The following is a 15,948-nucleotide window of genomic DNA, read 5'->3' as shown; positions in this document are numbered from 1 at the left end:
AATCTGGATATGAGCATTTTGTTTTGCTTTCCCTTGTTGATCATCACTAGCTGAAGTGTAAATTGACATAAAAGCAACATTAAGGCCGCCAGAATAAGCGCTTGAGTAATCAAATTCACGATTAGGTGTAATGGAGCCAAGGTCACGCCACTCAGCAAGTAACTTGCTAGGGGCATCAATGTGTGTATCAACAATGATGGCTTTTTTCGCCAACTCCTTAGCTGTTAGCTGTGTTGAGTTCGCCACTGTGCTAACAGTATTAAGTAACAAAGCTATAACGATGGTGATCGATAGTTGCTTATTCATTGTTAATTCATCCTTTTAATATCGAAAAATACTTTTTATAACATTCAAATTATCGGCATGACTATTATCCTAATTCGATAGTCTGTCGAGTGATCAATTTACTTTATTATAGAAGTTAGAATACAACTTGGTAGCTGTTAATTCTTGTTGCTTAAAGTAAACAGGTTATAAATTACATCAACCTTGATTGAGTTAAATGAGACTTTTATTAATATAATTTATTATTAATAAAAGTCATTAAAGACTTATTTCATCTTTACCGACGATAAACAGACTCTAAATTTAAGCTTTATTTAACCAAAGGCAATTTTATTAAAACATCTACACCTTGTGCATTTTGCTTATTCACTGCCTTAATTGTGCCATTATGAAACTGGCAAATTAACCGAGCTATGTATAAGCCTAAGCCTAAATGAGGCTGTTCATTATTGTGTTTTGTTCTAATGGATACCATAGAGTCAAATAGCTGTTCACTCATTTGCTCAGGCAATAACTCACCATTATTACTAATGGTTAATATTACTTGTTGATTTGACTCTTTAACGCTGACTTCTACATTTGCATCATTAGAAAACTCGACGGCATTAGCGATAACTTTATCTAATAGTTGCGCTATGTGCTCAGGTGAACCTAATACTTTTAACTTTGCCGATGAAATATCGTTAAATGCAAAGTTTATGTTTGGATAGATCAAACGATACCCTTGCATACAGCCATTAAAAACAGGGGCCAAGTCGAATAAGGTTTTATCGGTATTTTGTAGCATTTGCTCAATGCGCGTTGCTTCATTCATATTGGTTAAAATTAAACTTAATCGTTCAATACCGTGTTGTGCACGCACTAAATACGGGTTTTCATTCTCAGTAGTTTGCCCGTTTTCATTATTTAGGTTTTGTGAACTTAAGGTTTGTTGTTGAATAGCTAAAGTTTCTAACGATGTACGAACCACGGCAATAGGTGTACGCAGTTCATGTGATAAACGCGACGACATGTTTTCTAAATAATGATTATATTGCCCAAGTCGATTAACCGCGGTTGAAAAACTCCGTGATAAATCGCCAATTTCGTCGTTAGTAGTTGAAGTATCAACATTACCGCTGATACGACCATGTTCGTCAATTGCCATTTCAGCTTGATTGCTTAAGGTTCTAATGCGGTTTGAAATACGTGATGCAAACAAGAAAAATGCCAAAGCGCCCAATAACATAATAGCTAAAATAGAGCTGAACAGTTTTTCTAACGCTTGATTTCTCAAAGTGCGAATACCATTCGTTGTTTCTTCAACAATCACAGCACCTTTTACATGTTCGTCAATAAAAATAGGGTAGGCAGCTGATAGCACCACCGCTTGTTGGTCGGTACTCAAACGCCATTGCGACATAGGCTCACCCGCTAAAGCACTTTCAATATGTTTACCAGTGAGATTTTCTGAATCATAGAGTTGGTCAATAAAGTTACGCGGTGGTTGGGTGAGTATTATTTCGTAAAGCGGCTTGAGTATATTGTTTTCAAAGGTTAACCAAACTGAATAGATAAAACTGGTATCCGCATTATCTTCACGTTGGTTATCTAGGTTTACGCGTTTATTCCACACGCCATTGGCTTTTTTAATATTCCCCGTAGTGGCTAATACACGGTGATGTTGATCAACAACCCAAATGCTTGAATTGGTGTAACTCATACCCTTAACAATGCGCTCAATTTCAGGTGAGGGCACTAAAATAGTACCTAAAGTTTCTGCCGAACTTGGGTCTGCTGAGCCAAGAGATGCTTCGATTACACCTAATGGGCTATCAACATCGTGCACAGCAAAGGCAATGTTGTCGTTAAACTCAGTTAATGGCACGCGTACTTCAACATTATAACCTTGTGGTGTATCGCGCCAATGACCTTGAATTTGTCTCGCCGGAACAGGTATGTCATCTGTGATATCTGTAATGCGATAAGCGTCAATCCAGCCGGTGGTTTTATTGCTGATAATAAAACGACTAAACACATTTTGCGGATTGATAAAGGCAAGTTCTAAATGATCATTATTTACAATACTTCGTGCATTGCTGTCGCGATAAATAACCTTGTCGTCGATTACTACAAAGTATAAATATAAATATTTACCGTAAGTACCAACTGCAGCAGTAAAGTTTATTGATAATTGCTCAGGGGTTAATTGGCTATAAAGCTGATTGTTTTGTTGATAAAAATGCGCTTTATTGGCAAAGTCGGGCCAATCTTGATTTAAGCCATCGAGTTGAATGGGTGCTGACAAGCCATAACTGTAGAGGTCTTTACCTTTTTCTACACTGGGTAAAAAGCTCGCTTGATTATTAAATAAATTGGCGCGTTCATGCATCGCAGTTGCGAGTGCTCTTGCGGTACCTATAATGGTTTGCTCTTGGCCGTAGCGTAAGTATTTTTCCATTTCCCAGACATACTGGTAGCCAAACCAAGGAATGGTGAATAAAAAACCAGATAATAATAGCAGCTTACTTCTTAAGCCAAAACGCCACTTCATTGCCATATCTATTTAGCTACCTGTTGATGCTATCGTTGTTTGATTCCAGCGATAGCCCATGCCATAGACTGTTTCAATACAATTAAAGTCACCATCAAGTTGGTTAAACTTTTTACGAATTCGTTTGATATGTGAAGTAATGGTGGAGTCATCAACATATATTTTTGAATCTTGCATTAACTGACTACGGTTTTTCACATGTCCTGGATGTTTTGCTAGGGCAAACAACATCCAAAATTCAGTAATGGTTAATTCTACGTGCTGATCTTTCCATTGAATGGTCATGCGTTGACTATCTATTGTTAGTGGCCCAATAGTTAGCATGTGATCTACCTGTTGTGGCTTACCTAAAGCGTCTTGGCGTCGAAATAGTGCGGCTATCCGTGCTGATAAGTGCGGTAAGCTTATATCTTTTGTTAGGTAGTCGTCAGCACCAATACGTAAACCTGAAACAGTGTCTACGTCGCTATCGCGAGCAGTTAAAAATATGATAGGTAAAGTAGTCGACTTTGATCTTAGCCATTGGCACAACTCAAAACCTGCGTCGTATTCGTGCTCAAGACCTATATCTAAAATGGCTAAATTGGGCAAACGTAAGTTAAATGCTTCTATTGCGCTATTTTTATTGGCATAGGTTTGTACCTGATAGCCTTGCATGCGCAATACATCAGCGTAGTTTTCTCTAATGGCAGCATCGTCTTCGACAATAGCGATCCGTTTCGACATGTTTATCCTTTATGTGTTTTGGCTAACTACTTTTAATTATCTGGGGTAAATAATATCGAATAAACAGCACTGATGCTGCTAAATGTTGTAATTGCCATAATGTTGCCACATTTGCTCAGTGAATTGTCATTTTTGCGTCCTCTAGTCGTCGTATTTGTGGGTTTTAATAACATCATCAAAACAAAGTAGCTAATTAAATCCAAAGTTAGCAATTATTTATTAAGCACATAACCGACGAGAGAATTAAAATGAAAAATTCATTAACAACAAATCCATTAAGCAAAGCATCATTAACCGTAAATAAAAGCCAGCAGAGTACAGGTGTGACAAAAACGTTAATTAACGTCGCATTAATTTCAGTGTTAACGGTAAGTCCTGTATTTGCTAATACTGTTGAAGCAACAACACAGCAAAAGGCGGAACAGGAGCGCTCTGCAGAAATAAAAGAAGAAATAGGCTTTGGTACAGGTATGATTATTGGCGCAATTTTAGGAGGCCCTGTTGGTGCTTTTATTACAGGTATAGCCGGTAATATGATTGCAAAAAATATTAATGCGACAGATGAGATTGATCATTTGTCAGTCGCATATGAAGCAGAGAAAGAAAGTAATGCAACATCATTAGCGCGTTATCAAGAAAAAATTGAGCAAGCAGAGCAACGTTATGAAACCAAGTTATTTGCGTTAGAGAAAAATTACCAAGCGGCGAGTTTGTTACAGGCTCAAAACTTGCTAATGAGTTTACAATTTTCAACAGGTTCAAGTGAAATAAAACCGCATTACCAAGAGCAAATTGCAAGTTTAGCGAGCATTGTTCAACAGTCACCTAACTTGACCTTAGATCTTTCTGGCTATACCGATAAGCAAGGCAGTGATGAATTAAATCAGGCACTTTCATTAGCACGAATTAATGCGGTGAAAAATGCGCTTATTGATCAAGGTGTATCAGCCGAACGTATTAGCCTATTTGCTTTTGGTGAACAACAATCTGTTGTTGCATCAACCGATAAAGAAGTCAGTTTTTATGATAGAAGAGTTGTTATTAAACTGAAAAATACGGCGATAGCATTTGAAGATAACAAGGTTGATAATTCACAAACGGCAAAGAACTTTTAAGGGACAATTAAATTGTTTTGAGTTTGCTAGCAGATATAGAAAAGCCAAGGTGTAGACCTTGGCTTTTTATTTTCATCAGGGTTAAACAATCAGAGGTATGTATTTATCTAGCTTATTAAATAAAAACCTAAGGGAGTGTCTATTTACCTAATGTAAACTTAGTATCAGCATCACGTAATATATATAAAGCTGCACATGCTGCTAGCATCGGCCAAGCGGCGAAAAATAATAAATTATTAAAAGCGTCATAATATTGTGCATAAGCTGAGAATGTAGAACCAGCATGCATTAGTAGAATTAAACCGTATGTTAAGCGCTTTTTAATACCGAATAAAAAAGCCATAACTAGCACTAATTGTAATGCACCTAGTACATAAGCAATTACGTCATTAAATCCACTGATGTTATAAAAATGCTCGAATATTTTAATGCTATGAGCAGGGTTAACAAATTTATCTAGCGTCCAAACAAACATCACGATGAAAACACCTACGCGTAAAAGTAGTAATGACCATTGTAGGTTGCTCTGTAAGTTATTGTTGGCTAGGGTAGTATCTGTCGACATGTAAATTCCTCAAAATTAATAAAAAATGTTGGTAACAAAGCTAAAAGACCGAGTTCTAGTGTATAAATTTCATGAATTTTAATTTTATTTTAAAAAGTTTATTTAATGTGCTTTTTTGATCGATTTTTACTCGTAATACGCTATTGTTTAATCATTAATGCTGATCTGGAAACGGTTTTGTCTGCTCTGCATACTTAATTTATCTAAATATAAGGTAGTAGCGGGCTAGATAAATATTTTTTTTTTTTGGAGATAATGATGAAGTTAGATTGTTTTTCAATTAGTTTGGCAGTGAAAGACTTACAAGTCTCACGAGACTTTTATGAAAAGTTAGGCTTTAGTGTCTTTGCTGGCGAAATATCACAGCGGTTTTTAATTATGAAAAACGGCACGACCAATATTGGCCTTTTTCAAGGTATGTTTGAAGGAAATATTTTAACCTTTAATCCGGGGTGGGATCATAACGCTCAAGCCCTTGATGATTTTACTGATGCTAGAGACTTGCTCGCCAAAGTGAAAGCACAAGGCATAGAGGTTAGTCATCAAAATGTTGAGGGTGAACAAGGGCCCGCGAGTTTTTCATTCGTAGACCCTGATGGTAATGCCATTCTTATTGATCAACATCGCTAAATTTTAGTACCAGTATGCCATTAGTGCTTAATGTACATGCATTTTACATTTAAAGGTCAACACCTTTTACCAAGGCAATAACCTAGCTGATGAGTAACTATTCAATAACACGTTTAAATGGTGGTAAAGAGTTGAGTAAATCCTTACCGTAGCGCTTATTTACCAAACGTCTATCCATTAACACAATAACACCGTAATCTTTTTCGTTGCGTAGTAAGCGACCTGTAGCCTGAATGAGCTTTTTCGAGGTTTCAGGCACCGAAATAGACATAAACGGATTCCCACCTTTAGCAATAATGTATTCGGCCTGTGCTTCTTCTACCGGTGATGATGGCACTGAAAAAGGGAGTTTTGTAATAATAACGTTAGTCAGGTATTCACCGGGTAAATCTAGGCCTTCTGAAAAACTTTGTGTGCCAAAAATAATACTGTCTTGTTTTTTATCACAAAGCGCTTTATGGGTTTCAATAATTTTTTGTCGAGATTGTTCACCTTGCACTAATATACTAAGTTCAGTTTGTTCTCGCAGGGCGGTAACCACTTTGTCCATCTGCCAATATGACGAAAACAAAACTAATGTTGCTTTACCACGTTTGATTTGCTCAGGTAATTTAGCGATAAGTTCGTCTGTAAAAGGCTCTGCACTGGGCTCATATTGCATTTTAGGTATAATAAGTTGCGCATTATTTTGATAATCAAAAGGCGAATCAACTTTTTGGTATTGGCTGCCATCATCGGTTCTTAAACCTGCTTGACGACGAAAATGGTCAAAAGAGTTTAAGGCTAAAATAGTGGCAGAGCACAATACCGCGCCTTCACATTTTGACCAAAGCATATCTTCTAAGGTAAAGCCTACTTCAATCGGTGAACCGCTAATTAAGTAGTCACTTCGTTTACCTTCTATTTGCTCTAACCAACGTGCCATTGGCGCACCTTTTTCACTATCGGTTTTAGCGTACATTTGCCAAAGCGAATTAAAGTTTTCTAAGCGCTGTATCATAAATCCCGACTCAGCTAATAAAGGCTCAGCTAAATACATTTGTGTATCGCCGTCTTTTACCGACTCCATTAACAAGTTATAAAGCTTGTTTAAATGCGCTAAACATTTCTTCGAACTGTCCGTTAAATCTTCTGCCCAATTTTTTAGTGTTTTTGGAATAATACCGTTTTCAAAACGGTATTGAAGCGCTTGATTTTGACTTTGTTTATTACTGCTATTTGATGTCGGTTGGTGAAAATAAATACTGCGATTATTGTCAATAAAGCTTAATACTTTTTGCATGTCGGCTAAAATGTCTTGGCAATCATCTGCTAATTTTATAGAGGGTGATATAGCGCTGTTCGATTTAACCAGTTTTGCTATTTTATCACCGGTTTCTTGCAACTTACTAAGCCAGTCAATGGCTCCCTTGATGGTCATGCTTGCGCTAGAATGGTCACGCGTTACCTTTGGTAAGTGGTGCGCTTCATCAATTATGTAGAAAGTATCTTCAGGAGCAGATAATATTCGACCGCCACCAAGCTCTAAATCTGCGAGTAACAAACTGTGGTTAACCACTATAACATCAGCTGCTTCCATGCTCTCTCTAGCTTTATGAAATGGGCAATGACTGTGTTCAGATAAATGTTTTAAACAGCTGTGTTTGTCAGCTTGTATTTGTTGCCAAATTTGATGATTAATTGGCTCTGGCCATGCATCAATATCGCCAGGCCAGGTATTATCAGTCAGTGCTTTATGCATTTTAATTAAGGTGCGAATATCATTGGCTTGAGGTTTTTCAGCAAAAGTAAAACCTGCTTGTGGGCTATCGTCATTTGCCACCGCTTGCGCGAGTTTTTGTCGACAAACATAACGTTGTCGACCTTTTGCTAGCGTAAAGGTGAAGTCTAAACCACTGTGTTTTTTTAAAAACGGTAAATCTTTATCCACTAATTGCTCTTGCAAAGCCACAGTTGCCGTAGCGATACAGACTTTTTTATTGCGACTTAATGCTAATGGAATAGAGCCTAATGCGTAGGCTAGTGACTTACCCGTTCCGGTGCCAGCTTCAATAGTAATGATTTTACGTACTTTATCGTAATCACCGGCAAGGGTTTTAGCAATTTCAGCAATTAAGAAGGTTTGCTGCTTGCGCGGGTTAAAGTTGGTCAGGTTTTCACCTATAGCTTTGTAGGAGGTTCGAATAACTTGCTTAATTTTATCGCTTAACATCGCGGCTGTAGTTTCCTATCGACAATAGATGATTTACACTGCTGTATATATTAACAGTTTGTTATGAATAATTAGAACCATTAATGCAACTTTCTCCTGATCAAATTCCTCAGCTCGTTGAGTCGATAGATAATAAACGCGGTTTTCTTTTAACCCGCAGCGCTAGCGATCGTAATAATCATATTGAAATAACGTTATGGCTGAAAACGCCACAAGGCCCTGTGCAACTGATTATTGATAATGAACGAGCTGTTTTTTTTGTTGAGGTAAGTGATGTAAATCATGCTAGCGATATTTTGGCCAATCAAGGCATTAACGTCGACGAAATAAAACCACTGGCACTAAAAACATTTAAGCAAGTAAAGGTTGCCGCGGTTTATTTTTTAACCTTAAAAGCGTTTTATCAGGCTCGAGAAGCATTAAAACAAAAAGGTGTTAAATGTTACGAAGATGATATTCGTCCCGATGATCGCTTTTTAATGGAGCGTTTTATTACCGCTGACATTACTTTTGCAGGACAACAATCACAGTTAAAACTGAGCCAAAATCATACTCATACTCAATACCACTCTCAAAAACAAACCAGCAATCAACGCTATCGACGCTATGAAAGGGTGAAATGTAAACCACTAGATAAAGCACAGCAATCTGACATTACACTCTCAACAGTTTCACTCGATATTGAATGTTCAATGTCGGGAGAATTATATTCTATTGGTTTATATAGCGAGCATTGTCAGCAAGTTATGATGATTGCCAATGAACAAGAAATAGCAAATGAGAAAATTAAACATTGTGATGTTGATATTTTATGGCTTGCTGATGAGCAGCAATTACTGTTGAATTTATTAGCATGGTTTACTCAGCACGACCCCGATATTATTATTGGTTGGAACGTGATCAACTTTGATTTTAACCTGTTACAAAAACGCTACGATTTACACAATATTAAGTTTGCCATAGGGCGAGATGGGAAAACGCCTTATTGGCGCACGAACAAAGCTAGTGAACAGCAGTTTATCGAGATTAATGGTCGTGTGATACTTGATGGTATCGATTTATTAAAAACCGCCACGTATAACTTCCCTAGCTTTTCACTCGATAATGTCGCTAATACTTTGCTCGGCATAGGTAAAAAAGTTGACGATGTTGATAACAGATTACAAGAGATAACCGACAACTTTCATCATAATAAAACGGCACTAGCAGCATACAACCTCGAAGATTGTCGCTTAGTGGTTCTGATTTTTAAGCATACGCAACTATTAGAATTCGCCATGCTCAGAGCTCAGCTAACCGGGTTATCTATTGATCGAATGGGTGGCTCTGTAGCGGCATTTACCAACTTATATTTGCCGAAGTTACATCGTAGTGGTTATGTAGCGCCCAATATGGGGGATGGCGATCAAGGCTTTGAATCGCCAGGCGGCTTTGTTATGGATTCGACCCCAGGGCTTTATAAAAATGTATTAGTGTTAGATTTTAAAAGCCTGTACCCCAGTATTATTCGAAGTTTCAATATTGACCCTATGGGCTTGATTGAAGGTTTAAAGTCGCCAGAAACAGCAATAGAGGGCTTTGATGGTGCATATTTCTCAAGAGAAAAGCATTTTCTACCTGATATTATCACCGAGCTTTGGAAAGAGCGTGATATAGCGAAAAAAGATAAAAACGCGGCGTTGTCGCAAGCGATAAAAATTATCATGAACTCTTTTTACGGCATTTTAGGATCAACAGGGTGTCGATTTTTTGATCCCCGTTTATCAGGCTCAATTACGAAACGCAGCCATAGCATTTTAAAAACCACCAAATTATGGATAGAAGCTAAAGGTTATCAAGTTATTTACGGCGATACCGACTCGATATTTGTTCATGTTGGTGATGATCAAAGTGCTGAAAATAGCAGGGCACTTGGCAAAATGTTACAAGCTTACATTAATGAAAAATGGCAAGCTTTGCTTTTAGAACAATTCAATATTGTCAGTGAGCTTGAAATTGAATTTGAAACCCATTTTATTAAATTTTTAATGCCAACTATTCGTGGCCAAGATGTGGGGACTAAAAAGCGCTATGCTGGTTTAGTGCAAAAAGGCGAAGAACAACAATTAGTGTTTAAAGGTTTGGAAAGTGTTCGCACCGATTGGACTGAATTGGCGAAACAGTTTCAACGTACCTTGTATTGGAAAATATTTAATAATGAGCCAGTTGTTGAATATATAAAACAAATGGTTGTCGATACGCTAGCAGGAAAACATGACGAGTTACTTTACTATCGTAAACGTTTGAGACGAAAACTTGAGCTTTATGTTAAAAATGTACCTCCCCATGTTCGCGCAGCAAGGTTAGCGGATGAAATATACCAGCAGCAAGGTAAACCTATGAAATACCAAAATAAAGGCTGGATAGAGTATGTTATGACTATCAATGGTCCACAAGCTAAGGGCTGTCAAAGTGCTGCTTTAGATTATCAATTTTACATTGATCGTCAGTTGTTAGCGGTAGCAGATGCTATTTTGCCATTTATTAGCACAAGCTTTGATGAAATAACCAACAGCCAAATGAATTTATTTGAACGCCTATAGCGCTAATAGCATTTATTGCTAACCATAACTTACCTTCTGCGCTATATGCGCCAGTGATTTAAAAATTATCTTTAACTGTGCTTAAGAAGTATGACAACTAAGTTATGTCAAAATAAAACGTGCTTATTTAACTGATTCACGTTATAAACAATTATAGATGGCTAGATAGCTATATTGGTTTTTAAACTTTAGTGTAAATGTTTATTGTTTAACTATTAATACATTGTCCCTAATGACTTTAGAACGATTTTTAGCTAAGTATTCGATATATGAAAATAACCGTGGAATGGAATTTATAATGAAAAAAGAAACCAAACTCATTAATGCTGGTCGTAAAAAGCAATGGACACGTGGTGTTGTTAATCCTCCTGTTGAGCGCGCTTCAACGGTGGTTTTTAATTCAGTGAAAGAAATGAAGCATGCCACGGCTAATAAAACTAATCAGGTGTTGTTTTATGGCAGACGCGGCACATCAACTTCATTCGCATTTTGCGATGCTATGACAGATTTAGAGGGCGGTGCAGGTTGTGCGTTATATCCTTCAGGCACTGCAGCTATTACTAATGCAATATTGGCGTTTGTTAAAACGGGCGATCATATTTTAATGGTTGATACTGCTTACGAACCCACTCGTGATTATTGCGATAAAATATTAGCCAAACTCAATATTGAAACCACTTATTACGATCCTTTAATTGGCAAGGGCATTGAATCATTAATTAAACCAAACACTCGTGTTGTTTTTCTTGAATCTCCGGGCTCAATAACGATGGAAATACAAGATGTACCTGCTATAGCTGAAGTAGCGCATCGTCATGGCTGTATTGTTATGTTAGATAATACTTGGTCAGCAGGGGTTAATTTTCAACCTTTTGATTATGGTGTAGATGTTTCAATACAAGCTGCAACTAAGTACATAGTTGGCCATTCAGATGTGATGTTGGGCACAGCAACTGCTACCGAAGAACATTGGCCGCAGTTACGTGAAAGCAGTTATATCATGGGGCAATGTACCTCACCTGATGATTTATACCTTGCTATGCGTGGTATTAGAACCTTAAGCGTGCGTTTACAGCAACATGAAACCAGTGCACTTAAAATTGCTGATTGGTTAGCATCACGCAGTGAAGTTGAAACCATATTACATCCTGCACTGCCATCGTGTCCTGGCCATGAAGAGTTTAAACGCGACTTTACCGGCGCTAACGGTTTATTCTCCTTTGTGTTAAATAAAGGGAATAATGAAGCATTAACGGCACTTTTAGATGGTATGGAACATTTCAAAATGGGTTATTCGTGGGGCGGTTTTGAAAGTCTTATATTAGGTATCTCAAACGTTAACAAAATGAGAACAGTCACTAACTGGCCTTATAAATTTCCGCTAATACGTTTACATGTCGGCTTGGAAAATGTTGATGATTTAATTGCAGATTTAGAACAAGGCTTTGCACGCTTTAATGATGTTTTGAATCAGGAGTCTTAGCAGTAAAAACAAAACCATCATAAGAGAGTTATTAACTATAAGGTTAGTAACTATAATATTTTCAAATAAAAACGCCGAGTAATTTACTCGGCGTTTTTTATTAGACTTTAAAATAATGACAAGATGTATTTTGTCTACTTGGTATTATTTCTTTCCCAACAAGGTGAAAATTTTCTTAGCGATATCGGTATTGTCTTGAAAGCCGTTAAAGTTTTCACTGCCTTTACCAAATGCAAAAACAGGTACATCGATACCGGTATGAGTGCCTGATGGGCTAATTGAACCCCAGCCGGTGTTTGTTTTCACATCAATTATTTTAGTAATCACATTAAGTACAGATTGATAAGGTCTTGGTGCTCTTTTGCCTTTTTTATCGGCACTAGAGAGTAAGTTAAATTGCTTAATAATATCTTGATCAATAAGTTTAGCTTGTTTCATATTGATAATGTCAGCTTCTGTAATATCAAAAGTCATCAGCTTATTCATATTTTCTAAGCTTAATTCATTATCAGTAAACTTTATTGCCATCGCTTGTGGAGAGATGGTCATGGCTCTTATAAACTCAGGACGCCATAAATATTTACTATTAATGTTTGGGTCAGTACGTTCGGTTTTCTTACCTATGGTTAAACCGCCAGTGCTGTGATCTGCTGTGATCACGACTAATGTATCTGGATTTTGTGCGACATAGCTTTCAAGGTATTCAAGAGTTTTTGCTAAATCGTCCATTTCTGCCATCGCAGCTGCAATATCTCTTGCATGCCCGCCATAATCAATTTGGCTTCCCTCTACTAGCATAAAATAACCATTTTTGTTTTCTAGTTGCTTAATTGCCGCTTTAGTCATCATTGATAAACGATGTTTATTGGTATCATCTAAAGCCCAAGGTAAATTGGTTTTATCAAATAAACCTAATACCGGTTTGTCTTTAGGGATTGATGCTATTTCGCTATATTTATCAATATAGTGAAAACCTGACGCTATAAACTCTTCGACTAGATTGCGGTCTTCACGAATAAAATATTGTAAACCGCCACCTAAATATAAGTCTGCTTTTATGCCGTCATCAATATAACTATCTGCGATAGCGTTATAGTTATAACGGTGAACATTATGGGCTAAGTAAGAAGCAGGGGTGGCGTGATTTATTTGCACGGTAACTACAACACCCGTTTTTTTACCTTGTTTCTTTGCATATTCTAAAACGGTTTCAATAGGCTCTCTGTTAATATCTAAACCTATCGCATTATTGTAAGTTTTAATGCCTGTAGATAAAGCGGTAGCACTGGCCGCAGAGTCTGTTACGTAACCCGATTCAGGATCAGGGTAAGTGCTACTTGTGCCGGTAAAGTTACGGTCAAATACTGTTTGTTCAATTTCAGGTGTATTGGGATCGTCGTTATAATATCTATAAGCACTTGTAAAAGCAGGCCCCATGCCATCGCCCACTACCATGATGATATTTTTAGGCATGTTATCAGTCATTGTATTTTCTGGAGATTCTTGAGTTGCTTGAAGTTGAGTACAAGACATTATCAAAAGGCTGGTTAATAATGTTGGAATGAATTTTTTCATAGTTATATCCGCTAACTTTATATTTAAATTCAACGGTTTAACCATATAGTTATTAAACCGTTATTGATGATGAGAATTATTGTTTAAAAGCGACATCAACCCAAACAAGTCGGTGATCAGATGAAGCTGCACGGTCTTTTATTAATCTAAATTCAGGCTCAACTTTTGTTGGCCAAAATATACCAGAGCCAACAATATTTAGTTGCGCTTTAGATGGCAGCGCATAATCGGCTCGCATGCCCCAGTATGCTGTATGGTTTTTTGCGTTTGGGTTATCTTTTCTGTGTAGTTTTCCACCTTGGCTTGTAGGCTTAGGATCACTTACACGAGTATGTGTAATTAGTTGCTCAATACCCGATTTAATGGCATTTCCATCAACGGCATCTGCATTTAAGTCACCTAAAATAACAAAGGCTTTATCTTCAGCAAGACCGCCAAGGTTATTATTATCATCGTAAATATAGCTAGCGTCAGTTGGTGTTAGGTAATCAATCCAAAAACGTATCTCATCAAAGTTTCGTTTACCGTTTCGATCTTCTGGTCCGTCAAATACTGGTGGAGTAGGGTGACTTGCTAAAATATGTAGCTCTTCGCCATTAACATTTAATGGAATATCCCAATGAGATTTAGAGGATAATCGGAAGTTATTCCAGGCTTTTTCGTTATACCAAGATGTTTTAGTTTCAGGATTAATTGGCATCATGGCATTTGGCATATCGCGCCATTTAAATAATTGGAATGTTCTAATTTTATCTTTAACAATGGGATATTTAGATAATAATGCCATGCCAAAATGCCCTGAAAAAAGTCCGTAGCCAAAGGCATCGTTAGGCAGTTCACCTATTTTATTGTCATTATTGAAATCAAATCCAGAAGCAACACCCGTATTAACAGGACCCTGATAGAAGTAAGGATAGGTTATTGCGTTTTCACCTTGTTGGCTTTTCGCTAAGTATTGCGATATGAACAGCTTTAATGATTGATGGCTTTCATCATTTGAGTCAAATTCATTTAATAAAATAATATCTGGATTAATTCGTTGAATAATCTCTGCAATATTTCTAATTTGTTGATGGTTTTGAGCTAATGCTTCAGCCAATTCATTTCCGTTTGGCTTAACTTCTTTGCCTAATTCAGAAGGTAAATAATTTAAAGCTTCCATACTGACATTAAATGTAGCGATGCGAAGGGTTGAAGGTGTGTTGTTTGCTGTACCTGCCATTGTTATACCTGAATATATCAACAACGCTGTTGCTAATGAGTTTATAAATACTTTCATAAGATTTCCTACTTTAACCCACAACCACGTAATATAAAGTCAGTTAAAAACTCAGTGACTTGGGTAATATCATCTTCTTCATAATCTGCACGATTCATGATGGTTAACACTTGTTGCTCAAAGTCAGCATAATGTTGGGTAGATGACCAAATTAAGAATATAAGTTTAATGGGATCAACATCTTTCATTTCACCACTATCAATCCAAACTTGAAACACCTTAGCTTTTTCTCTCACCCACTGGCGCAGATACGTACGAGCAAATTCTTTTAAGTGTAATGCGCCTTGTATGATTTCCATCGCATAAATTTTAGAGGCTTCTGGATGCTCAAAAGACATTTTAACCTTTGATGCAATAAATTTTTCGATAGCAACAACAGGGCCGTCATTAATATCAAGTTCACCAATGCCTTGATCCCAGGTATCTAATGTTAATTGTAAAACAGCGTGATATATATTTTCTTTATTTTTAAAGTAATACAATACGTTAGCTTTAGGTAACCCAGCATTATCAGCAATAGACTGAACTGTTGCGCCTTTATAGCCTTGCAGGATGAATTCTTTTTGTGCAGCGTTTAAAATTATTGCTTCACTTCTAGCCCGAATACTTCCTTGCTTTTCACTGTTGGTATTGTTGCTCACGTGATTAACCTTTTTATTTATATAATTATATTTTTATTAACACTATTTTATTGGCTTAATATGACATTTGTTAGCTGAATGCTGAACCTAACATAAATTATTTATCTAATTTGAGCCTTGCCTACAGTTTTACTTATTAAATGAACTGTTTTTATCGAGTTAGTTTTAATTTTTTCGCTAAAAACTGAGTAGTCTAATTTAAATATTTTGTTAAGACACTGTTTTAATACGTTTTGTATTATTTAATTGGTAAATCTAACGGTTTGAACAAATTATTTTTCGAGTGGTTAAATTATGCAAACCATCACAGCCCTTTATAAAC

General features: G+C 36.9%; 11 protein-coding genes and 1 pseudogene. 4 read left to right on the top strand and 8 right to left on the bottom strand.

Annotation, left to right across the window (positions count from 1 at the left end; all coding sequences use genetic code 11):
* From H4J50_RS15835 to pdsR, 3 genes and pseudogenes are all read right to left on the bottom strand, one after another.
* A pseudogene (locus H4J50_RS15835) lies at positions 1-306 on the bottom strand (membrane dipeptidase); the annotation flags it as partial.
* Positions 307-595: 289 nt separating this feature from the next.
* The gene (gene pdsS / locus H4J50_RS15830) at positions 596-2,824 is read right to left on the bottom strand and encodes a proteobacterial dedicated sortase system histidine kinase (RefSeq protein WP_182257317.1); all 2,229 of its coding nucleotides are present in this window, start codon (positions 2,822-2,824) and stop codon (positions 596-598) included.
* 6 nt (positions 2,825-2,830) lie between these two features.
* Entirely contained in the window at positions 2,831-3,544 is a 714-nt protein-coding gene (gene pdsR, locus H4J50_RS15825; RefSeq protein ID WP_108456224.1) for a proteobacterial dedicated sortase system response regulator, read from the bottom strand.
* Positions 3,545-3,792: 248 nt separating this feature from the next.
* Between pdsR and pdsO the strand changes: the two genes are divergently transcribed.
* Complete coding sequence (pdsO, locus tag H4J50_RS15820; RefSeq protein ID WP_182257316.1) at positions 3,793-4,659, top strand: sortase-associated OmpA-like protein PdsO; 867 nt, start codon at positions 3,793-3,795, stop codon at positions 4,657-4,659.
* A 139-nt stretch (positions 4,660-4,798) separates the two neighbouring features.
* Here the strand turns inward: pdsO and H4J50_RS15815 are convergent, their stop codons facing one another.
* On the bottom strand, positions 4,799-5,224 hold the full coding sequence (locus tag H4J50_RS15815) for a MauE/DoxX family redox-associated membrane protein (RefSeq protein ID WP_108456222.1): 426 nt from the start codon (positions 5,222-5,224) through the stop codon (positions 4,799-4,801).
* A gap of 258 nt (positions 5,225-5,482) precedes the next feature.
* Here H4J50_RS15815 and H4J50_RS15810 point away from each other — a divergent pair, with 258 nt between their 5' ends.
* On the top strand, positions 5,483-5,854 hold the full coding sequence (locus tag H4J50_RS15810; RefSeq protein WP_108456221.1) for a VOC family protein: 372 nt from the start codon (positions 5,483-5,485) through the stop codon (positions 5,852-5,854).
* Positions 5,855-5,951: 97 nt separating this feature from the next.
* Here H4J50_RS15810 and dinG read toward each other — a convergent pair whose 3' ends face one another.
* Positions 5,952-8,066, bottom strand: a complete 2,115-nt coding sequence (gene dinG, locus H4J50_RS15805) for an ATP-dependent DNA helicase DinG (RefSeq protein WP_182257315.1) — start codon at positions 8,064-8,066, stop codon at positions 5,952-5,954.
* A gap of 83 nt (positions 8,067-8,149) precedes the next feature.
* On the opposite strand from dinG, the gene H4J50_RS15800 reads away from it, so the two are divergent.
* Entirely contained in the window at positions 8,150-10,648 is a 2,499-nt protein-coding gene (locus H4J50_RS15800; RefSeq protein WP_220466273.1) for a DNA polymerase II, read from the top strand.
* A gap of 298 nt (positions 10,649-10,946) precedes the next feature.
* A complete protein-coding gene (locus tag H4J50_RS15795; RefSeq protein ID WP_108456219.1) occupies positions 10,947-12,131 on the top strand; it encodes a cystathionine beta-lyase in 1,185 nt (394 codons plus the stop codon).
* Positions 12,132-12,275: 144 nt separating this feature from the next.
* Here H4J50_RS15795 and H4J50_RS15790 read toward each other — a convergent pair whose 3' ends face one another.
* The 3 genes from H4J50_RS15790 to H4J50_RS15780 all read right to left on the bottom strand — a co-directional run bounded on the left by H4J50_RS15790 (position 12,276) and on the right by H4J50_RS15780 (position 15,626).
* Positions 12,276-13,706 (bottom strand): alkaline phosphatase, encoded by a 1,431-nt coding sequence (locus tag H4J50_RS15790; protein ID WP_182257314.1) that lies wholly within the window; start codon positions 13,704-13,706, stop codon positions 12,276-12,278.
* Positions 13,707-13,782: 76 nt separating this feature from the next.
* Complete coding sequence (locus tag H4J50_RS15785; RefSeq protein WP_310733274.1) at positions 13,783-14,985, bottom strand: endonuclease/exonuclease/phosphatase family protein; 1,203 nt, start codon at positions 14,983-14,985, stop codon at positions 13,783-13,785.
* 8 nt (positions 14,986-14,993) lie between these two features.
* Positions 14,994-15,626 carry a TetR/AcrR family transcriptional regulator gene (locus H4J50_RS15780; RefSeq protein WP_182257313.1) on the bottom strand — a complete coding sequence of 211 codons (633 nt, stop codon included), beginning with the start codon at positions 15,624-15,626 and terminating at the stop codon, positions 14,994-14,996.
* Positions 15,627-15,948: the final 322 nt, after the last annotated feature.

This window comes from Colwellia sp. 6M3, assembly GCF_014077595.1.
Lineage (GTDB): Bacteria > Pseudomonadota > Gammaproteobacteria > Enterobacterales > Alteromonadaceae > Cognaticolwellia.
The sequence above is the reverse complement of the archived record's forward strand: the minus strand, read 5'-3'. Positions and strand labels throughout refer to the sequence as shown.